Origin of the sequence: Spongiactinospora sp. TRM90649 (genome assembly GCF_029382225.1) — a bacterium.
Lineage (GTDB): Bacteria > Actinomycetota > Actinomycetes > Streptosporangiales > Streptosporangiaceae > Spongiactinospora.
Map to the genome: position 1 here is coordinate 51,653 of NZ_JARLTC010000028.1, position 17,838 is coordinate 69,490.

Sequence of the window (17,838 nt, forward strand, 5' to 3'; positions counted from 1 at the left end):
CACCCGAAGGTCCCACCCGTCCCACCCGAAAAGGACAGCCCGTGTCATCCAAACAGAACGGTTCGCCTCCCCAGGCGGTGCCACCCGAGGAGTTCGACGAAGTCGTCACCATGATCAGGAACGACCCCGGCCTGCGCGCCGACATCGAGGCCGTGATCGGGCGGACACTCGACCCGGAGACCACGACGAACCGGGAGTTGTTCAACCTCTACCGGGGAGTCCAGGCCGCCACCAACGTCACGAATGCGGTCGCCCGATACGGCCGAGCCCGCCATCAGCTCCGCCGCGCCCGAGAGGAACTGGAAGGCACCGCGAGCGCTGAGCAGGTCGTCGACGCCGCTCGTGCCCGCATCACCGAAGCGGAGAATCGCGCCGACCAGTACAAGGCCGATCGTGATCGCTGGAAGGGCGCCTATGAGGCGCTGACATCCGGCAGGTCGGCGGGCCCGCTCTCCAAGCCGGTCATCCGGGGGGAGGTGAGCGAGCAGTGACCGCCCTTCAGGTGTTCGAGCCCCACGGCGTGACCGACCAGTTCGCCACCTACCGGATACGGCTACGCATCATCGACCGCATCGTGGGCGGCATCCCCAGCAGCAAGAGCGTCATCAAGGGGTGGCTCAAGGCCCGCATGCAGCTCGGCGACGCCGAGCTTCAGCACCTGGTGGACGAGACCCTCATGGCGCGGTTCGCCGACCGCCAGCCCGGCCCGGACGAGCTGGCCGAAGCAATTATGCAGACCGAGGCCGCACCGTCGATCAACGGCTTCAAGCGCATCGTCACCTCCGGCGAACTGGCGGTGGAGGGCCGCATCATCAAAGCGATGATCAAGGAGGCCACCAACTCGGCCTACCCCGGCCTGGAATGGGACGGCAAGCCGCCGCCGAAGAAGCCCAGAGACGGCAGCACGCCACGCAGGCGGCTGGATCGCCCCAGCGACACCGGGCTGCCATTGCCCAGCGGGTTCCCCAAGGGAGCGCAGAACACCCTGGTCGAACGGGTCTTCGTCGAGGAGATCCTGGTCGGCCTGGGTGTGCGGGATCCCCAGGACATCGGTGGCCGGGTGCTCACCGAGGAGCGCATCAAGCGGGTCATGACGCCCCAGGGCAAAGTCAGCGCCATCGCCCGCGTCGAGGTAGTGCTTGAGCCCACCATCGAGTTCACGTTGAGGGTGCGCGACGACTTCCTGCCTTGGACGGCATGGGGTCGCATCTGGCAGGCGGCCGAGCAGATCGGCCTCGGATCGGATCGCGCCCGCGGCGACGGCCGGTTCGAGCTGATGACGTTCGACCGCTGCTGAGGTGCCCGATGGCGGTTCCCGCGACGCCGTGCACCAGATACGGCTAGCCACTCCAGAACGACTCGCCTTGCCTTCGCCGCTTCTGCCCATGCCAGCTCCGAGCCACGACGACTTCCCGTTTCGGGCCGTCCCAACCTCGCGCCCTGCTGCCCCTCACCGACAAGCCTTTCCGGGCCGGACTCCCGCCCTGCCGGGCCGTGACGACCAGTCAAGCCCAGTCCCACCTCGCTACGCCAATCCCGGCTGCGCCATCGACCGCGACGGCGCAGCCCGAACCACTCGAACGGAGGATTCATGGGGCGACGCCCTACCGATCTGACGGACTACTTGATCGCCCGAACCGGCAGCACCGATTTTGACGCGATCGCGCGGCGGCTTGGTGTCACCCGGCGCACGGTCGAACGATACGAGGCACTGCGGCGGCGACAGGAAGGGCTGCCGTCCTATGCAGAGCGGGTGGCGAGGCGGCGAGCGGCCATCGAGGCCCGGCTGCTGCGCCAGCTCGCTCTCGCCCGCCAGCCCTGGGGACTCTGGAAGATCGTCCGCGCGGATGCCGGAGCCTACAACTGCTATGGCACCTACCGCCGCGCCCTGGAGCGGCTGGAAGCGCGCGGCCTGGTGCGCCGCGTGCACGAGAGGTTGAACGGCGGGACCACAGTGACCCGCTGGACCCTCACCGACCCGCCCGTCAACTCCGAAAGGACTCCCTGATCACCGTGACCATCGCCCTGCCCGCCCTGCTCGGCGTAGGCCTCATGTGGGCCCTGCTGGGCGCCACCACCGCCGTTGCCTTATGGCCGCGAACCGTGGCCTACCGGACCGGCCGCAGCCTACCGGCGGCCGTGCTGTGCGCCTGGGAGCGCGCGGGAGGCGCGACGCTGCTCGCCGTGCTGGCGCTGCGCATGATCGTAAGCCTCTGCTGGGGTGCGGCATGGCCCATCACGATCTTCTATCTGGCCGACAAGAGCAGGCGCAGCAGGCGCACGTGATTTCCGTCCCACCTCATCGAAGGAGAGCAGCCATGACCAAGCACGCTGACGTAAGCACTCACGCTTATGTCACGGTCGCCGAGTTCGCCGAACGGTTCGGCCTGTCGAAGATGACCGTCTACCGGGCGGTGCAGTCGGGGGACGTCCCGGCCATCCGGATCGGGCGGTCCTACCGGATCGCGAAGGCGGTCGTCGAGGAATTCGACCGCCGAGCGGGGGCGACGCCGCCCCGAGCCCCCATCCAGTCGGCGGCGTGAACGCCACCGTCAGCGCGATGGCCGACTGGATCCGCCCCTGGTACCCATCCGGGCCCATCGGTCATCTCCATCCCGACTGTGCGCACTTGCTCGGTGCCGAAGCCGAGCCAGCCCAGGGGGCGGGCTGGCTAGACCCCCGGCGAGGGCTCGTATGCCGCCCCTGCCTTGAACGGTACGACGCCGCGCTGTACCGCACCGTCTTCTCCCCGCCCTCCTGGGACGCCGTCTGCGAGAACTGCGGCGAATCCATGAACGGCGAGCAGGAGGACGAGCCACACGCCGAGGAGCCACAGCACTGGTTCGCCGAGGCCCCACGGCCCCGCACCGAGGCGGACGCCGTGGACTGGGCCGCCGACCACCGGTGCGTGCCCATCGTGGAGATCGTCCCGCCCGGCCTGCGGGCCAGGCCCGTGCACACCATCCACCCGATCGGAGATCTGCTGTGAAACTGACCGTTCCCACGAAGGGCCTGGCCGATGGCATCGCCTTCGCCGCCCGCGCCATCCCCAAGCGCTCGCCGGTGCCCGTGTTGTCCGGCATCGCCTTGCGCGCCACCGGTGGCCGGCTCGCCGCCGAGGCGTACGACTACGAGATCTCGATGCGCTGCGAAGTGCAGGCCCATGTGGCCGACGAAGGCTCGGTGCTGGTGCCCGGCCGGGTGCTGGCCGAGATCTGCGCCAAACTGCCCGGCGACGAAGTGGTGATCAGTACCGACGCGACGATGGCGGAGCTGACCTGTGGCCGGGTCGCCGTCCGGCTGCCGCTGATGCCGCTGGAGGACTTCCCCGACCTTCCTGAGACGCCACCCCTGCTCGGCACCATCGAGAGCGAGGCCTTCACACAGGCCCTCGCCCAGATAGCCCCGGCGACGTCCAAGGACGACGCGCTGCCGATGCTCACCGGCATGCTCATCGACCTGGAGAAGGACCGGATGACGTTGGCGGCGACCGACCGCTACCGGCTCGCCCGGCGTGAGATCACCCGCCCGGTCTGGACGCCCGCCTGCGACGCGACGGGGGCACTGCTCGTCCCGGCCCGGCGGCTGCGCGAGGAGGTCAAGCGCATGCCGTCCGGTGTGCTGGAAATCGGTCACGACCCAGCGGCGGCCGGGCTGGTGTCGGTGAGCGTGGAGGCGCCCATCGGGCAGCGCATACTGACTTCGCGCCTGATGGAGGAGCAGTTCATCGACTACAAGGCTCACTTCGAGAAGTTCGGCGCCACCGCGACCAGGTGGGCCGCCTTCGAGGTCAGGCCGGTGATCGACGCCGTCAGGCGGGTCGGCCTGGTGGCGGGGGAGAAGTCACCGGTCCGCCTGTCGTTCACCGAGGAGACGGTGATGGTCAGCGCGGGCCACCACAGCGAGGGGGCCGCCGACGAACTGGTGGACGCCCAACTGGAGGGCGAGCCGATCACCGTCACCTACCAGCCGGACCACCTGCTGGTGGCGCTCCAGGCCGCCGCCGCCGAGAAGTACCGCCCCGGATCGGCTCGCGTGCGGCTCGGCATGGCGGCGCCCGCCAAGCCGACTCTGCTGCTCGGCGACGTGCGCACGCAGGAAGACGAGCCCGCCTACCGATGCATCGTCATGCCGCTCAGGATGGGCGACGAATGACCGCCCGCGACCCCGCCAGCCGTCACGTCGGCCGCTGCCCGGCCTGCACGAAGGTGCGGTATCCCAGCCGCCGCGCCGCTCGCGCCGCAGCGCGCCGGTTGTACCCGGGCACGAACATGCGCGCCTACCCCTGCGGCGGCTACTGGCATCTCGCCCGCAACACGCCGTGGCGCATCCACGGCGTCGCCGCCTACGCCATCACGACCAGGAGCTGACCCATGAAGAACAGGATCTGGTACGACACGGAGTTCCTCGACACCGGCCGGGCGATCCATCTGATCTCCATCGGCCTGGTGTGCGAGGACGGCCGCGAATACTACGCGGTCAACGCCGACGCGCCCTGGAACGCCATCGCCCAGCACCACTGGCTGCCTGACAACGTGGTGTCCCAGTTGCCCCTGGCCGGGCCGATCGGCCGAGCCGCCTTCACCGGGTGGGCCTCCTTTCAGATCGACCGAAAGAACAGCGCCGTCAAGCCGCGCCAGGTGATCGCCAACGAGACGCGCGACCTCATCCTGGCGACCCCCAGGCCGCGTCTGTGGGCCAACTACAGCGCCCATGACCATGTAGCGCTGACCCAGCTCTGGGGCCCGCTCACCAGCGCGCCGCAGGGCATCCCGTGGCGCACGAACGATCTTCAGCAGGAGATCGAGCGGTTGGAGGCGGCGGGCCTGCTGGACCGGGCGAGCCTTCCCCGCCAGCGCGAGGGAGAACACCATGCCTTGGCGGACGCCCGGCACAACCGCGAGGTGCATCTGTACCTCGATCGGTTCGACGCGCTGGCCGCATGGCAGCACGCCACCCTGCGGCTCGTCGAGCGGATCGTGGGCGATCAGACGGCGCTGGATGCGGACGCCACCACGCAGATACGGGCCGCCCTGTTCACCGCCTCGCCGGACTTCGGCCACGAGGCGGATCGGGAGGCCGACCATGGCTGAGCGCTATCGCGTGCTCGTCACTGGCAGCCGAACGTGGCGCGATGAGACCGCCGTGCGCGAGGCCATCGCGTCGGTCGTCGCGGCGCGCGGCCCGCAGCATGTCACCATCGTGCACGGTCACTGTCCCACGGGGGCCGACGCGATGGCCGATCGCATCGCCATCGCATGGGGCGGCGGGCTGATCATCGAGCGTCACGCAGCCGATTGGGACGCTCCCTGCGTTCCGGCCTGTCGTCCCGGCCACCGGCGTACCCGCTCCGATGGCAGCACCTGGTGCCCGGCCGCCGGGATCTACCGCGACACCGCGATGACCCAGACCGGCATCGGCGAGGTGCTGGCCTTCATCGACCCGTGCGCGAAGCCGCGCTGCCGAACGTCCGGGCCGCACGGCTCGCATGGCGCAAGTTATACCGCTGACCTGGCACAGCGAATGGGCATACCGGTGCGGCGGTGGCCACGATGAGCGCCAAGGACGTCAGGAAGCTCATCAAGGAGGCGCGCGATCTCAAGCTGATCTGCGAGGAGATGGGCGATCGCTGGAAGATCACCAATCCCGTCACCGGCTTCTTCCGCTACATCCCCGGACGGGCGATCGGCCGGGGGCTGGCCAACGCCAAGACGACCATCCGTCACGTCAAAGAAGGCGGGGTCGACGCCCCGGCGCCCATGCGCGCAGCGGTCGGCGATCCCACCCAGCGCGAGCAGCAGGTCGGCATCGAGGGGCACAGCGTGGCCACGCTGCTGCTGCGCTACCTGGAAGGCGGCGGCCACGCCGACGTGCGCGGCGGGCTGCTGCACCTGACCGGCCCGCCGGAACTGGAACCGATGGCCGCCGTTCTGCTCACCCACGAGGCCGAGGTGACCGCCCTGGTCATGACCGCCCGGCGTGTGCCCGCGCCGCCCGAACTCGCCCCACCCGTCACCCCACCCGAGACGACGCCAGCATCATCCCTGGAGGCCCCCGTGCCGCGCATCCGCGACGCCGCTCACGTTCAGGCACGCCCTGACATCGCCGCCGACGCACGCACCCTGTACGAACTGCTGCGTGAGCAGGCCCGTGAGCAAGGTGACGAACCGGGCGCCAACGCCGGCGTCATGGGCGTGCTCTGGGAAGGCGCGATGTCCTCCCTGATGCGGGCGGTGGCCCCCGAGTGGGACGACTACCACCGCCAGCAGGTCAGCCTCTACCTGGAACAGAGCGGCCACACCCGCTGCCAATCACGCAACAGCCGCCCTCCGATCTGGTGGCTGGCCGAGACGTGGAATGACGGAGGACTCACCATCAGCCGACGTGGCGATAGAAAGAAGCCCGCCCCCACCCCTGCGGCGCTGGCCCGCCAGGCGGCTCCGCCAGCCCCACCGCCCGCACCTGCGACCGCCGTCGTGAACGGCGCAGGCGGCCCAGGTAACGCGCTGAACCTGCTCAAGGCCGTCGAGCAGCGCATCAGCGACGCCGAGCGGCGGGCGAAGACCGCCGAAGCCGAGCGCGCCGACGCCATCGGCGAGCGCGACCAGGCGCTCGCGCTGCTCGCCGACGCCATCGAGGAACGCGACGCGGCCAAAGCCGAACTGTCCGCGATCAACACCTTGTTCACGTCCATCACCGGAGGCACGACATGAGCGAGCCCTACGACATCCACCTGGCCGACCAGCTCGCCGCCGCCATCGCCCAGAGCCGCCAGATGATCCGCTCCCTGGACACCCCAGCGAGCAGGGTGCGGCCGGGTGTACCACCATGGGTGGCCGACAAATGCGAGCAGTTCCTGCGCGACCACCTCGACAAACCTCGTGGCTGCCTGCACCTGGAGCACCCGCAGCCGTTGTGGGGCTTCACCTCGCTGTCCGGAGCCCTGCTGTGCCGCGGTTGCATGGGCTTCTTCATGCTCGTCAACCCCGTCGCGCCCTGCGAGCGTTGCGGCGCGGAAGGACCGGAGGGCTTCTACGGCCTGGTGAACACCGGCGGTGTGCTGACGCTGATCTACGCCGTGTGCGGCCCCTGCAAGGAGATGATCAGCCCCACCGTTGCGGACCACGGCGGCCCGTCGGAGGCCATGTAAGCACTAGCGCTTTCGGTATTACGGTAGAGGCGTCGGGCCTCCCTCAACAGGCGTGACGACACCTGACGCACGCACGAGACGAGGGAGGGTCCATGGCAGATCACCCCGCCGCCACCGCCGCCACCGGCCCGGACGACGCACCGCCTCCCTCCCCAGGCGACGCCGACGTCCGGGCCGGTTCCGTCTGCGGCTTCTGGCTCGCCCCTGCCCACCGCCACTGCCGTGTCCGCGAGGCGGTGCGCCGCTACCCGATCGGCTGGCGGTGCGCCGCGCACACGCCACGCACCATGGCCGGGCTCGCCCCATCACCACCGGCCGCTCCCTACACCCTGCCGCCAGCCTGGACGCTGCACCCCGTGACCGTGCCCATCGGTCACCCGCTGTCCGGCCGCTGCGTCCGCTGCGGATGGCCGCACGAGCGCTACGGCCCGTGCGGCACCCCGCACTGCCTGGACTGCGCCGCCGCGCTCCGCGCCGAAGACGCCATCGACCGGCCCGCCTCCGGCTGACCAGCGGCCCCGCCACGCCCGTTCCCCGGCTCACCACGAGGAAGTGACACGACGTTGAACCTTCGCGCCGTCCCCGGTCCCACCAGATCCACGGGCACCACCCGCGCCACGCGGACGGCCGTGAGCGACACCCCGGCAACACCCACCGTCGACCACACCCGATCCCTGACCGCGCACCGCTGCGGGCGGCTCTGATGAGCTCCGCCGCCCCGCGCCAGGTGCGGCTGCGCGCCGACCTGGAGGCCGCCCGCGAATGGCTGAGGCGCCTGCACGGCGGCCACCCCGGACTGATCAACATCTGCGCCACCGGAACGTGGGCCGGGCGGTGCTTCGCCACCGACGAAAGCGGCATCGACAGCGCGGTGGGCTACATCGACTGGCTCGACCAGCGCAGCCGCGAAGGCATCTACGCCCGCGTCACCACCCTGGCCACCGCACCGGGGCGCGGCAAGCGGGGCGGCGCGGACGCTTCGCTGTCGCTGCCCGGCCTGTGGGCCGACATCGACATCGCCGGACCCGGTCACAAGGCGACCGTCCTGCCCTTGCCCCCAGACGGCGAAACCGCCATGCGCCTGGTCGCCGAAGCCGGACTGCCCGAGCCGACACTATGGATCCACAGCGGCGGCGGCCTGTATCCCTGGTGGCTGCTCGCCGAGCCAGCCACCGTCACCGCCGAGACCTTCGCGACGTTGAGCGCCCTGTCGGCGCACTGGCAGCACGCGCTGGACGCCGCCGCGAAGCGGCTCCGGCACCACTACGGCGAAGGAGTGGGCGACCTTTCGCGCGTGCTGCGCATCCCCGGCACGATCAACCGCAAGGAGGGCCTGGCCCGCCCCTGCCGGGTGCTGGAGGAGCGATCCACCGGCACCCTCTATCTGCTCGCCGACCTGGAGGCCGCACTGCACCAGATCGGGCTTGAGGCCAGTGAACTGCCCAAGACCGCGCCTCAGCGCGGCAAGCCACCGATGCCCCGGACGCCGCCGCACGCCCGTGCGCAGCGGGTGCCCCGCCCGGCCGAGGGACCTGTGGGACCGTTCGATGCCCTCGCCGAAACCGCGACGTGGGCCGACCTGCTGACGCCTGCCGGGTTCACCTTCGTGCGCTCGGAGGGCAACGGAGCCGAGTTGTGGAAGTACGCCGGTTCCTCGGCCGCCTCGGAGTACTCGGTGCGGTGCGGGCTCGACGGCACGCCGGTGCTGGTGAACCATTCGGAGTCCACGCCCTTGCCCGTGGGCGCCGGCCACCGACTCACCATGGGCCGCACCTTCGCGCACCTGCACCACGGCGGCGATGAACGCGCCGCCGCACGCGACCTGCTGGACGCCGCCACCGGGCACGCGCCCGAAGGCTCGCCCACCGCGACCCTGCCCGCGCGCGTGCTGGAGCACATCGCCGCACGCTGCGCCCCATCCCCGCGCCAGGGTGACACCGGCGACTGGCGCGAGGCGCCCTGGCCGCAGGACGCCCGGCCGCGTGCGACACCGCACGCGCGACAGATGGCAGGCGGCCACGAGCGCCAGGCTCAGCAGAACGGCGGGCAACACGACGTGCGTCAGGCCATGACCGCCGCCGACGAGAGCGCCATCGCCCGTGGCGTGTTCGCCACCCGCGAGGCCCTGCGCGCGCTGCCGTGGAGTGCGCCCGGCACCGACGCCCGCCCTGTGGTGCTGCCCGTCTTCCCGGTCGGCAGCCTGCCGGGCGATATCGGCAAGTTCGCCGAAGCGGTGGCGACCTACATGCAGATCTCGGTCGACATCACCGCGCTGGCCATTCTCGGCGTGCTCGCGGTGCTCGCGGGCAACCACGCCACCATCAGCGGCCAATGGAAGGAGAACACCCTCAACCTGTACCTGGCGGCCCTCGCTGACTCCGGAGAGGGCAAGAGCCCCGCCGTCAGCATGATCGTAGCACCGGTGTACGAACTGGAGACCACGCTGCGCTCTGCATGGGACGCCGAGTTCGGCGAGCGGGCCGAGCAGCACGAGATCGCCGTGCGCACCAAGGACCGCCTGGTGGCGAAGATCGCGGACGCGCACGGCGGCCAACGCGACAACCTGATGGCCGACCTCGACTCGCTCAAGGCCGAGATCGCCGACACCACCGCCCCGCCGCGCCCGCAACTACTCGCCGGCGACGTCACACCGGAGGTGCTCGGCAAGATCATGCACCGCACCGGCGGCCACATCGGCGTGATCAGTGCAGAAGGTGGACTGCTCGGCAACCTGTCGGGGCGCTACAGCAAGGGGGTTCCCAACATCGAGCTGGTGCTCACCGCCTACGACTCCTCCGAGCCGTACCGGCTGGAGCGCATCACCCGCGACCCGTTCGAGGTGGAACGGCCCTCCTTGAGCATCAGCCTGGCCGTGCAGCCCGTGGTGGTGAACGACGCCCTGGCCAGCGCCGCCTTGTCCGATCGTGGGCTGCTCAACCGGTTCCTGTTCGCCGCGCCCGAGAGCCTGGCCGGCCACCGCGACAAGGCTCCGCCGCAGGTGCCCCAGCATCTGCGAGAGATGTGGCGCACCACGGTGTTCTCCGTGCACCGCACGCTGCTGCCCACCGGCCGCGCCTGCGACGAGCAGGGACGGCCCGCCGAACCGGTGCACATGAGCGTGGCGGCCGAGGCCGAGGAACTTCACCTGGCCTGGCGTATCGAACTGGAAGGCCGCGTGGACCCCGACAGCGGCGACCTGGCACCGATCAAGGGGTGGGCCAAGAAGCTGGAGGGCGTCGCCTACCGGCTGGCCGCGCTGCTGCATCTGGCGGCCGGAGCAGACCCCCGCACACCGGTGAGCGAGGCCACCATGCGCCATGCCCTGGAGGTGGCCGACTGGGCCATCCCGCACGCCCAGGCGGTGTTCGGCCGGGCGGCGGACGGCGGTGCGGTCGGTGCGGCGCCGGGGCTGCCCGCCGGGGCGATAGGACAGCAGGCCGCCCACGTGCTGGACTGGATCCGCCGCAAGGGCGTGCGCGAGTTCACCGCCGATGGCGCCCGCACCGCACTGCGCGGACGCGCGTGGGTGAAGGAGGGCGGCGCGGGCGCGGTGCGCGCGGCGCTGACAGTGCTCGCGCAGACCGGATGGCTGGCCACGGTGGCGCGGCGGGGCTCCGATGGGCGGCGGCTGACCGATGCGGTGTACGTGCCGCACCCGGATGTGCACCGGCCACGGGTGGCGGGCACGTAGCTGCGCTGGCGAGACGTGCAAATGCACCGCTGACCGAAAGTACAAGGATTTCTGCTATCGAAGTCGCACATGTAAAGCGACGGCGCTCGAAGCGCCGGCAGGAGTGGTCCGTTCTGTTCCATATCACTCGACCGACCCGTTTGACCTGGAGGAACGTCACCACGACCAGATTCGCACAAATTGGAACGGAGGAGCTGGTTGAGTATCACAACGGTGGGTGGCGACACTCGTAATGCATCGCCACTCGATCAGAAGGCAGACATCATGCGCAAAATCATGCTGCTGGTCGGCTCATGTCTAATGCTGCTGGCCGTTCTCGCTGCACCATCGGCCGCAACTGCACAGTCTCACGGCTACCCGCAGACGGCCTACAACGTCCAGTACGGAAATTCCTACGTAAAAGGCAACTTGATCTGGTACAACCGGTCGGTCCAGGTCGGCGGCGAGCTTCGGGCCGCCTCCGGCTGCCGCGACGTCGTGTACACCGTATATCCGCCCGCAGGGAACAACACCATTCTGTCGAGGGAGGAACGAAGCGCCTGCAACGGAACCGTCGGGCACGGGTTTACCATGTCCGCCAACGTCCCCGGAGGAGCAGGTCGAGTCTATGTGGACCTGTACGAGAACGGCGTCCTGCGCGAATGGGTCATCTGCATACCGACCGGTTGCTGACACCTAGCAAAGGCGCAGACATCAGCGAATCCGTTCCACATCGCCAAGGGAAGCGGGGCCACGTTTCTGGCCCCGCTTTTTGGCATTCTCCTCATGGCGAAGTCATGCACAAGCGCTCCTTGAGGTCTCACAACAGCAGCGGCCCGCCTTACGGCCACGGCGGCGCGAGCGATTCGCTGAGCGCCACGACCACGCGTGGCCCCGAGACCCATCCCTGAAAGTCATGCATAGCCGACGCGGCGAAGCACGGCTTGGGGTGGCGTCCTGCGCGGCGCGCGTCCCGACCACGCCGAGTATTTACATGCGCGCGCATGCTCTGCTTGCTATCCGGTATCTCCGGTATGTGCGGCACCTCGACATACCGGATAGCAAATAGTGTCTGACCTGGGAAAATGGCACTATCCGGTATCTTCGGTATTTCCGGTATGCCTTCGTGTGTGTCTGTACGGACGCAGGTCAAAACGAGACCGGGCCAGTGCGGTGGGGGAGAGGACCTGCAACTACCGTCTGTGATGTACCGGATAAGGGGGCCGACATACCGGATAGGGTCCGCGACATACCGGATAAGGGGGAACCGCATGGTCACAGTGCGTGTCGCCGGCATGTTCGGTGTTTCTCTAGATCATAAGCTATTTCAAGATCATTATTACTATAAGTAATAATATACCGGATACCCTTACGCGGAGTATCTGCAAGCATCCTCCTCCAGATGCACCAGGTACCGGAAATACCGGAGATACCGGATAGGCGTGCAGGTTCTACAGAGCGTCACGTCGAGCGGGTTGGCGATGCTCCGCCGACGCGGCCGGGCTGCCTGCCCATCGCGAGTTGACGTAAGCGCTCAGGCTTGCGCTCACAACCCCGCTAGCGAGCGCTCAGAGCGTCACTGAGAGCCGAATGTGGGCGAATGGGGGATAGGGGCTGAGTGTGCACCGAGAGACGCGCAGCGCGGCTCTCAAAGCTCGCTGCGCGCAGGGTGACGCAAACCGATGCTCTGCGTTCGACCCAGACACCCCCTAGCGACACCGAGAGCGTGACCTGCGGGTTCTGGGAGGTGTCGGGAGCGCCAACACCCAAGCGTGATCAAAAACGCTCAGAAGCGCGCACAGGCAAGATCATCACACTGGAGGGGTGACTGTCCGGCTGTTTTTGCGTGGCCGAGTCACAAATTTAGTTGACGATTCAACTACTGCCGCTTTCAGGGAAGCCGCCCCCCGGAAGGCGCGGCGCAAAGCCTGCTTCCCGCTCGATTTCGTTGATCGCTTTGCGACCAATTTGGGCCGCCGCTTCGACGTCGCGCTGTGCGATGCGGAGCCGCCGGGCCTGCGCGACCAGCTCCCGCCGTCGCCGCTGGGCCCGCTTGCCCGCTTCGACTTCTTCCGCCGCCGTGCGCAACTGCGCGAGCGTCTCCTGCTGTTCGGGTGTCATGGGCGGAAGGCTACCGGATGTCGCGTTACATGACGTTACCAACTCGTGATCTCATGGGATGTAACGTCACTTCCCATATCCCCGATAACCAGGTGAGACGCGCTACACAGCGCGTCGCACCCACCCGATAGGAGGACCGATGATCGGTCTGAGTGCACGCGTCGCGCGCGGCTTGCTTGCCGCCGTGCTCACGTGCGTGCCCTGCGCACCCGCAGGGCTTTGGCTGGTCGGCCCGACGCCGCCCACGCCGCCCGCTCCCACCGTGACCGTGACGGAGTTCGTTACGCGCACGGCCACGGCCACGGCCACCGCGATCACCACGACGACGGCCTCGGCCACCGTCACGGCGACGACCACCGCGACCGTGAGCCGCACGGCCACGGCGACAGCCATCGTCACCACGACGGCCCCGCCCACGCCCGCCCCCACCGTCACCCAGACGGTGGCGGCCACCCTGCCCATGGCCCCGCCCGCGCCGGTGCCGAGCGTGGGCATCCCCCCGCTCGCGTCGTTCGGCTCGGTTCCGCCCACGGCCACCGCGCCGACCATGACGCCCGTTGTGGCACTGCCCACGGCGGACAGTACGGCCCGGCCGTCACCGTCCACGACGGGGCTCGCCGCGCCCGGCGACGTGCCCTGGACCTTCCCGGCGGCCCTGTCGGGGGTGCTCCTCGTGGGCGGCATCGTCGCCTGGATCGTGTGGCGTAAGCACAAGCGCAAGCGCAAGCCGCCGCAGCACCCGACTACCTGCCAGATCTGCTAGCCCATCCGCCTCCACCCGGCCCGCCGCAACAGGGCGGCGGGCCACCCCACCCGAAAAGGATCATGATCATGGCTGGAACCCCCGCCAAGGCCAAGGCGCAGACCGCGCGCCCCGACGTCAAAGCCGTGCTGTCGGCCATCCTCGCGTGGCTCACCACGCGGGAGGACGGCACCGCCCGCCCGGAGAAGGGCTGGCAGCTCCTCTGCGAGAAGAACCCCACCATCGGCGAGGCCGCCTCCTACGCGGCCACTGACGGCCTGGGCGACAAGACCCGTCCGGGGTCCGGCGTGATCGCCGCCCCGCAGGGCGACTACCCCGGCGACATCGTGGCCACCTACCCGGACGGCCGCAGGATCGCGACGCGTGCCGATGACGGCGCGTGGCGTCTCGGCGTGCCGTCCGAAAGTGCGCTGGCCACGCGCGTTCTCCAGCTCGCGGAGCTGCGCAAGCTGATCGACGCCGACGACCCGCAGGCCAAGGCCGCCGAACTGGCCACCGCCGCCGAGCGCAAGGCGGCAGAGGCCCGCGCCAAGGACCTGGAGCGGGATCTCAGGGAGATCGTGAAGCGCCAGAAGCAGGGCCGTCCCTACGGACCGTTCGTCACGACCCTGCGTGAGGAGTGGCCGGAGGCGGAGATCAAGGCCGCCATCCAGCGGCTGGGCCTCGCGCTGGAGATCTAGCACTACCGGGCCGCGCTCTGCGGAGCGCGGCCCGTCCCCACCCGAATCGTCCCACCCGAAGAGACCAAAGGATCAAGATCATGAGCAGGAACGACCGCCCGGACTGGAGGGCACGCGCCGACCGCGCGGAGGCCGCGATCAGCGCACTCCATGTCACGCTGATCACCCTCGGGATCACTCCTCCCGACATGACGATGACCGTCCACGACGGCGGGCTGAGCGTGGTCTACGACGGCGCGGCCATGGCGACCACACGCGCGGTCGCCATGTCCCTCAAGGATCCGGTCCTCCGCATGTTCGCGGCATCAGCAGTCACGCTACTCCGTGACGTGATCCGCACCGCGCCGGAAGGGGCGGAGGACGCGGCCTTGCTTGGCCTCATGCTGGAGGTCGCCCTCGATCTTCAGTCCGCCGCGCTGGCCGAGGTCATCGTCCGGCGGTTACGTGAGGATGAGGACTTGCGCCGATTCTTCGGCGGATAGTCGCACGTAGCCCACATTCGCAGCGCCGTCTCGCATCCAGCGGGGCGGCGCTTCCGCGTCCGGGGGTACCCCACCCCCGCCGGCGGCTGCGCCAGCCCGCACCCACCCCCTTCCCCCGACCCTCCACCCCCGCCCTCGCCCCACTGCCATGCTTGATGCATGTCCACCCTCCAGTTCATCGCCGCCCTCGTCGGCAGCCTCGCCTGGCCCGTCGCGCTCGTGGTCGCGGTCGTCGTGCTGCGCCGCCCGCTGAGCGCCGCGTTCGGGCGGCTCAAGCGCGTCGAGGGCGCCGGGCTCGCGCTGGAGCTTGCCGAGGCCAAGCAGGCGCGGGAGGCGGTGGAGGGGGAGCTGGCGGAGTTGCCCGCGCAGCCGGATGCCGCCGAGGTAGATGAGCTGGTGAGGCGCGCGGCCGAGCTGGGGTGGCGTCTGGCGCGTATCGCGCCGGAACGTGTGCCCGAGGTGATGGTTGACAGGTCCGGGGACAAGCCGACGGTGCGCAGCCCCGCAGAGGATGCTTTGCGTCAGTCGATTACTGTCGTGAACGTTCCACTTGCCTACACCGATGCCGAGATGCAGGCCATTTTTGATCGATTCACGAGTAAGGAGCGTATTCGCGAGGAGCTGTAAGGGCTGCAGGGAAGGGCATGTCGCAAAACGACCGTTTCTCGACATGATCGACGACGATGCCAAACGATCTCCGCGCGGGCCATGTGCGTGTAGAAATCGTGGCCGGCGCCTGTGGCGGCGCGAGGTGGGGTTGCGATCGCTGCACGAGGCGCTCGACACCACCACGCCCGGCGGGCGGCTGGTGTTCCACGTCTTCGCCGCCCTGGCGGAGTTCATCCGCGAGCTGATCGTCGAGGGCACCCGCGAAGGGCTGGCCGCCGCGCGAGCCAGCGGTAAGCGGCTGGGACGGCCGCCCGCGCTCACCCCCGAGCAGGTGAGTCACGCCCGCCATCTGCTGACCGCGCCCGACGCCACGGTGTCCAGCATTGCGAAGCTGCTGGGCGTGAGCCGCTCCACGATCTACAAGCACGTGCCGGAGCTGGGTGGTCGCGATACGAAGGGCGTCACAGCGGCATGAGAGCGGGCCAGGCGCGCGACGTCCATCATCGGCGAAGCGCGTCACGGACCTGGCGCACCTCGGCGTATAAGGGCCGAAACGACTCCGCGCCGACCGTGGACACGCCATAATGCCTACGTGAAACGCTCAAGACGGCGGGGCGGATGTGTCCTGATCTTCGCGATCATCTGCATATTAGCGACAGTGCTCGGAGTTTACCGAAAGCTCCAGGGAGCATCTCAGAGAATCGAAGGCTTACGTCAAGCCGTGGACGTCAATACGGAAGCACTGCGCACCATAAACCGCCCTGACCCGCAACACGGGCGCGTCTCTTGGATGGGACTGCTGAGTGTCACCGCAGGGTTCATCGCCATTTTCCAGTTCATCGCATCCGACGCCGTTTCAGCCCCCGTTTTCCGTTCAGGAGCAGAGGCGGTGGTGGCCGCATTGCAGAGCATCAGGAGCGAGGTGTTCGAGAGGGGAATGGACAAGGGAGTCCTATTTCCGCTGCACGGGCCGGAGATGTTGTAGGCCACTTTCCTGCCACCTAAACACGTCCACGTACCGATTGCGCAGCTCTGCCACGTTACAAAGAGTCGTCTCCATCCGAAGCTTTCGCCCGTTCACGTGAACCGACCTGAACCCCGAAACGCTCGCGGGCCCACTCCACCAGGGCATAAAAGCCGAACCCTGCCGTAAGCACGAGCACGATGGCCGCGCCGAGCCCGGTGTCCCAGACCGTCTCCAGCCCGCCCCACAGCAGGATGGCGAAGAGCGGGGTCCAGGTGCGGGCCTGGGAGCGCAGGGTCCAGCACAAGAAGAGGCGCAGGGGTGCTGCCGCGCGGCGGGTACACCAGGCAGCCCTGGACCTCACTCCGGCCCAGACCAGCCCGAGCGCGTACTGGATGACTTCCCGGCGGGGGGCTGTGCTGGCGAGTTCTATGAGGTCCCGGCGCCATGCTTCACCAGCGTCTTGCTCGGCGGCGACAACTGCCGCCAATTCGGTCAGCCAGCTTGCCGGACGTGCACGGTCGGACGGAACGACTGCAACCGATTCACCGATAGGAATGGCGATAGATAGGTTTTTGCCGGCGTCACTAAAAGGTTGCGCCGACAAGAGGTGCTGGAATATCCCTTCCCTATTCGGGAATGCAATAGATCTACCGGATGGCCATCCATGCTTCCACTCGCCAGCAATCCAGCATGCGATCTGACTATCGCCAGGAAAGAAGACGCAAGCTCGCGCCCCCTTGACATCGACCACACCCACAGGGATAGTGACACGTATTTTTGTGCCGGCCAGTTCGGACGCAATTATTGTCGCTTTTGTTGTAGGGCTAGTGTATGACCAGCCATTCGCCTCCACGGCAGGAGATTCAGGGTCGAGAGCTGCGGAATTAAGTGCGGATCGGATGGCGCACTCGACAACGTCCTCTAGGTGAGCTTCGCTAGGCGGATATTCCTTGCCATCGATTAGCCAGCTTTCAATTCTCATTCCACTGGCCGCCATCCCAACCCACCGCCCTTGATGCTTCGACCGGCCAGTGCACTAGCCGCCGCCCCCCGCCCTTCAGCCGTCATCTCCACCAGACGCCTGCGCGGCCCCGACGCCTCACTCTCGTCCCAATAGGAGCGCACCCACCCGATGCCCTCCAAGCGGCGCAAGATGGGGTAGACGGTGCCGGACCCGTGGCCGGTGACCTGGCAGATCTGGAGCCCGTAGGTGGGCGCACCCTCGGCGGCGGCCTGCATGAGCACACTGAGCACGTCGCGCGTGGGCGCGGTTAGTCGGATCGGAGCCATCCATCCTCCGGTAGCGAGTACGACCTATGTCGAGTACGATACTAGCGGGCGGGCGGCGTGCGGCGTGCACTACCAGCAGATGTTGCGGCGACACCCCGCAACACCG

Annotated in this window: 24 protein-coding genes; 21 read left to right on the forward strand and 3 right to left on the reverse strand. The window is 68.7% G+C overall.

Annotated features, from left to right (window positions below; translation table 11 throughout):
* Positions 1–41: 41 nt before the first annotated feature.
* The 15 genes from P3X83_RS28770 to P3X83_RS28840 all read left to right on the forward strand — a co-directional run bounded on the left by P3X83_RS28770 (position 42) and on the right by P3X83_RS28840 (position 11,513).
* Positions 42–491: a hypothetical protein gene (locus P3X83_RS28770; RefSeq protein ID WP_277308387.1), complete on the forward strand. Its 450-nt coding sequence runs from the start codon at positions 42–44 to the stop codon at positions 489–491.
* Complete coding sequence (locus tag P3X83_RS28775; protein WP_277308388.1) at positions 488–1,297, forward strand: hypothetical protein; 810 nt, start codon at positions 488–490, stop codon at positions 1,295–1,297. The genes P3X83_RS28770 and P3X83_RS28775 overlap by 4 nt, the downstream gene beginning before the upstream one ends.
* 294 nt (positions 1,298–1,591) lie before the next feature.
* Positions 1,592–2,008: a hypothetical protein gene (locus P3X83_RS28780; protein WP_277308389.1), complete on the forward strand. Its 417-nt coding sequence runs from the start codon at positions 1,592–1,594 to the stop codon at positions 2,006–2,008.
* A gap of 5 nt (positions 2,009–2,013) precedes the next feature.
* Entirely contained in the window at positions 2,014–2,286 is a 273-nt protein-coding gene (locus tag P3X83_RS28785) for a hypothetical protein (protein WP_277308390.1), read from the forward strand.
* A gap of 32 nt (positions 2,287–2,318) precedes the next feature.
* Positions 2,319–2,543 (forward strand): helix-turn-helix domain-containing protein, encoded by a 225-nt coding sequence (locus tag P3X83_RS28790; protein ID WP_277308391.1) that lies wholly within the window; start codon positions 2,319–2,321, stop codon positions 2,541–2,543.
* 86 nt (positions 2,544–2,629) lie between these two features.
* Entirely contained in the window at positions 2,630–2,989 is a 360-nt protein-coding gene (locus P3X83_RS28795) for a hypothetical protein (protein ID WP_277308392.1), read from the forward strand.
* Positions 2,986–4,155, forward strand: coding sequence for a DNA polymerase III subunit beta (dnaN, locus tag P3X83_RS28800; RefSeq protein WP_277308393.1), 1,170 nt, complete (start codon positions 2,986–2,988; stop codon positions 4,153–4,155). The genes P3X83_RS28795 and dnaN overlap by 4 nt, the downstream gene beginning before the upstream one ends.
* Complete coding sequence (locus tag P3X83_RS28805; RefSeq protein ID WP_277308394.1) at positions 4,152–4,370, forward strand: hypothetical protein; 219 nt, start codon at positions 4,152–4,154, stop codon at positions 4,368–4,370. The genes dnaN and P3X83_RS28805 overlap by 4 nt, the downstream gene beginning before the upstream one ends.
* A 3-nt stretch (positions 4,371–4,373) precedes the next feature.
* On the forward strand, positions 4,374–5,093 hold the full coding sequence (locus P3X83_RS28810) for a 3'-5' exoribonuclease (protein WP_277308395.1): 720 nt from the start codon (positions 4,374–4,376) through the stop codon (positions 5,091–5,093).
* A complete protein-coding gene (locus tag P3X83_RS28815; protein WP_277308396.1) occupies positions 5,086–5,556 on the forward strand; it encodes an SLOG family protein in 471 nt (156 codons plus the stop codon). The genes P3X83_RS28810 and P3X83_RS28815 overlap by 8 nt, the downstream gene beginning before the upstream one ends.
* Positions 5,553–6,713 (forward strand): hypothetical protein, encoded by a 1,161-nt coding sequence (locus P3X83_RS28820; protein ID WP_277308397.1) that lies wholly within the window; start codon positions 5,553–5,555, stop codon positions 6,711–6,713. Before P3X83_RS28815 ends, P3X83_RS28820 begins: the two co-directional genes overlap by 4 nt.
* The gene (locus P3X83_RS28825; protein ID WP_277308398.1) at positions 6,710–7,150 is read left to right on the forward strand and encodes a hypothetical protein; all 441 of its coding nucleotides are present in this window, start codon (positions 6,710–6,712) and stop codon (positions 7,148–7,150) included. Before P3X83_RS28820 ends, P3X83_RS28825 begins: the two co-directional genes overlap by 4 nt.
* A 92-nt stretch (positions 7,151–7,242) precedes the next feature.
* Positions 7,243–7,659: a hypothetical protein gene (locus P3X83_RS28830; RefSeq protein ID WP_277308399.1), complete on the forward strand. Its 417-nt coding sequence runs from the start codon at positions 7,243–7,245 to the stop codon at positions 7,657–7,659.
* A gap of 194 nt (positions 7,660–7,853) precedes the next feature.
* The gene (locus P3X83_RS28835) at positions 7,854–10,841 is read left to right on the forward strand and encodes a YfjI family protein (RefSeq protein ID WP_277308400.1); all 2,988 of its coding nucleotides are present in this window, start codon (positions 7,854–7,856) and stop codon (positions 10,839–10,841) included.
* Positions 10,842–11,054: 213 nt separating this feature from the next.
* The gene (locus P3X83_RS28840) at positions 11,055–11,513 is read left to right on the forward strand and encodes a hypothetical protein (RefSeq protein ID WP_277308401.1); all 459 of its coding nucleotides are present in this window, start codon (positions 11,055–11,057) and stop codon (positions 11,511–11,513) included.
* Positions 11,514–12,695: 1,182 nt separating this feature from the next.
* Here P3X83_RS28840 and P3X83_RS28845 read toward each other — a convergent pair.
* Positions 12,696–12,941: a hypothetical protein gene (locus tag P3X83_RS28845; protein ID WP_277308402.1), complete on the reverse strand. Its 246-nt coding sequence runs from the start codon at positions 12,939–12,941 to the stop codon at positions 12,696–12,698.
* Between the two features lie 139 nt (positions 12,942–13,080).
* Between P3X83_RS28845 and P3X83_RS28850 the strand changes: the two genes are divergently transcribed.
* The 6 genes from P3X83_RS28850 to P3X83_RS28875 all read left to right on the forward strand — a co-directional run bounded on the left by P3X83_RS28850 (position 13,081) and on the right by P3X83_RS28875 (position 16,460).
* The gene (locus P3X83_RS28850) at positions 13,081–13,704 is read left to right on the forward strand and encodes a hypothetical protein (protein WP_277308403.1); all 624 of its coding nucleotides are present in this window, start codon (positions 13,081–13,083) and stop codon (positions 13,702–13,704) included.
* A gap of 68 nt (positions 13,705–13,772) precedes the next feature.
* Positions 13,773–14,384, forward strand: a complete 612-nt coding sequence (locus P3X83_RS28855) for a hypothetical protein (RefSeq protein WP_277308404.1) — start codon at positions 13,773–13,775, stop codon at positions 14,382–14,384.
* A gap of 80 nt (positions 14,385–14,464) precedes the next feature.
* Positions 14,465–14,866 (forward strand): hypothetical protein, encoded by a 402-nt coding sequence (locus P3X83_RS28860; RefSeq protein WP_277308405.1) that lies wholly within the window; start codon positions 14,465–14,467, stop codon positions 14,864–14,866.
* Positions 14,867–15,025: 159 nt separating this feature from the next.
* Positions 15,026–15,493: a hypothetical protein gene (locus tag P3X83_RS28865; protein ID WP_277308406.1), complete on the forward strand. Its 468-nt coding sequence runs from the start codon at positions 15,026–15,028 to the stop codon at positions 15,491–15,493.
* 43 nt (positions 15,494–15,536) lie between these two features.
* On the forward strand, positions 15,537–15,950 hold the full coding sequence (locus tag P3X83_RS28870) for a recombinase family protein (RefSeq protein WP_277308407.1): 414 nt from the start codon (positions 15,537–15,539) through the stop codon (positions 15,948–15,950).
* Between the two features lie 246 nt (positions 15,951–16,196).
* Entirely contained in the window at positions 16,197–16,460 is a 264-nt protein-coding gene (locus tag P3X83_RS28875) for a hypothetical protein (protein WP_277308408.1), read from the forward strand.
* 55 nt (positions 16,461–16,515) lie between these two features.
* Here P3X83_RS28875 and P3X83_RS28880 read toward each other — a convergent pair whose 3' ends face one another.
* Together P3X83_RS28880 and P3X83_RS28885 are read right to left on the reverse strand one after the other, a co-directional pair.
* A complete protein-coding gene (locus tag P3X83_RS28880; RefSeq protein WP_277308409.1) occupies positions 16,516–17,193 on the reverse strand; it encodes a hypothetical protein in 678 nt (225 codons plus the stop codon).
* A 227-nt stretch (positions 17,194–17,420) separates the two neighbouring features.
* Positions 17,421–17,732 (reverse strand): PadR family transcriptional regulator, encoded by a 312-nt coding sequence (locus P3X83_RS28885; RefSeq protein WP_346742758.1) that lies wholly within the window; start codon positions 17,730–17,732, stop codon positions 17,421–17,423.
* Between the last annotated feature and the right edge of the window lie 106 nt (positions 17,733–17,838).

Bases quoted from the DNA above. Each gene is read 5' to 3' on its own strand.
- P3X83_RS28845 (WP_277308402.1), bottom strand. From the start codon at position 12,941: ATGACACCCGAACAGCAGGAGACGCTCGCGCAGTTGCGCACGGCGGCG.
- P3X83_RS28865 (WP_277308406.1), top strand. From the start codon at position 15,026: ATGTCCACCCTCCAGTTCATCGCCGCCCTCGTCGGCAGCCTCGCCTGG.
- P3X83_RS28805 (WP_277308394.1), top strand. From the start codon at position 4,152: ATGACCGCCCGCGACCCCGCCAGCCGTCACGTCGGCCGCTGCCCGGCC.
- P3X83_RS28780 (WP_277308389.1), top strand. From the start codon at position 1,592: ATGGGGCGACGCCCTACCGATCTGACGGACTACTTGATCGCCCGAACC.
- P3X83_RS28820 (WP_277308397.1), top strand. From the start codon at position 5,553: ATGAGCGCCAAGGACGTCAGGAAGCTCATCAAGGAGGCGCGCGATCTC.
- P3X83_RS28810 (WP_277308395.1), top strand. From the start codon at position 4,374: ATGAAGAACAGGATCTGGTACGACACGGAGTTCCTCGACACCGGCCGG.
- P3X83_RS28850 (WP_277308403.1), top strand. From the start codon at position 13,081: ATGATCGGTCTGAGTGCACGCGTCGCGCGCGGCTTGCTTGCCGCCGTG.
- P3X83_RS28855 (WP_277308404.1), top strand. From the start codon at position 13,773: ATGGCTGGAACCCCCGCCAAGGCCAAGGCGCAGACCGCGCGCCCCGAC.
- P3X83_RS28835 (WP_277308400.1), top strand. From the start codon at position 7,854: ATGAGCTCCGCCGCCCCGCGCCAGGTGCGGCTGCGCGCCGACCTGGAG.
- P3X83_RS28815 (WP_277308396.1), top strand. From the start codon at position 5,086: ATGGCTGAGCGCTATCGCGTGCTCGTCACTGGCAGCCGAACGTGGCGC.
- P3X83_RS28860 (WP_277308405.1), top strand. From the start codon at position 14,465: ATGAGCAGGAACGACCGCCCGGACTGGAGGGCACGCGCCGACCGCGCG.
- P3X83_RS28830 (WP_277308399.1), top strand. From the start codon at position 7,243: ATGGCAGATCACCCCGCCGCCACCGCCGCCACCGGCCCGGACGACGCA.
- P3X83_RS28885 (WP_346742758.1), bottom strand. From the start codon at position 17,732: ATGGCTCCGATCCGACTAACCGCGCCCACGCGCGACGTGCTCAGTGTG.
- P3X83_RS28870 (WP_277308407.1), top strand. From the start codon at position 15,537: ATGATCGACGACGATGCCAAACGATCTCCGCGCGGGCCATGTGCGTGT.
- P3X83_RS28825 (WP_277308398.1), top strand. From the start codon at position 6,710: ATGAGCGAGCCCTACGACATCCACCTGGCCGACCAGCTCGCCGCCGCC.
- P3X83_RS28790 (WP_277308391.1), top strand. From the start codon at position 2,319: ATGACCAAGCACGCTGACGTAAGCACTCACGCTTATGTCACGGTCGCC.